Origin of the sequence: Rhodococcus sp. YH1, assembly GCF_009939605.1 — a bacterium.
GTDB lineage: Bacteria > Actinomycetota > Actinomycetes > Mycobacteriales > Mycobacteriaceae > Rhodococcus > Rhodococcus aetherivorans.
The window spans coordinates 1-573 of sequence record NZ_WVTE01000201.1 but is presented as its reverse complement, the minus strand read 5'-3'; the positions used below and the strand labels follow the sequence as shown (position 1 = coordinate 573).

General features: G+C 68.2%; 1 protein-coding gene and 1 pseudogene. One reads left to right on the top strand and one right to left on the bottom strand.

What is annotated here, in order from left to right; genetic code table 11:
• Positions 1 to 246 (bottom strand): annotated as a pseudogene (locus tag AIIKEEIJ_RS14765) (class I SAM-dependent methyltransferase); the annotation flags it as partial.
• Positions 247 to 362: 116 nt separating this feature from the next.
• On the opposite strand from AIIKEEIJ_RS14765, the gene AIIKEEIJ_RS14760 reads away from it, so the two are divergent.
• On the top strand, positions 363 to 573 hold a 211-nt coding region (locus AIIKEEIJ_RS14760), incomplete at its 3' end, for a TetR family transcriptional regulator (protein WP_161995959.1).

Genomic DNA, 573 nt, shown 5'->3' with positions numbered 1-573 from the left:
CACGTGCCCCGTGGGACCGACCCGCTCGGCCAGAACGCGGGCGAATGCCCCCGGTCCGCAACCGATGTCGAGAACGGCCTGCCCGTGCTGGAGGCCGAGCAGGTCCGCCGCCGCGGCGTCGACCCGCGATCGCCGACCGGCGAAGAAGATCGTGTTGAAGGCGGCATAACCACGGACCCGGGTGATCAGCACCCCCGGTCCGTCGTCGTGGACGGTGGACTGTCGCTGGAAGTCGTTGTGTCTCATGGCTCCATGGTTACGACGATCGCCGCGCGACGCCAGGAGCGAAACCCCGGAAAGTGTCCGGTTCCGGACACTCGGGCGCACAATGTGCGGTAACGCCGACGACCGCAGGAGAACCCGTGCCGCCCACCGAGGACCGCCGGGTCCGACGGACCCGCAACGAACTGCACCGAGCCCTGATCGAGTTGCTCACCGAGAAGGGCTACGACCGCGTCTCCGTCCGCGACATCCTCGATCGCGCCGACGTCGGCCGCTCCACGTTCTACCACCACTTCCGCGACAAGGACGACCTGCTGGTGGTCAGCTGCACCGAATATGTGCAGCGGGCCG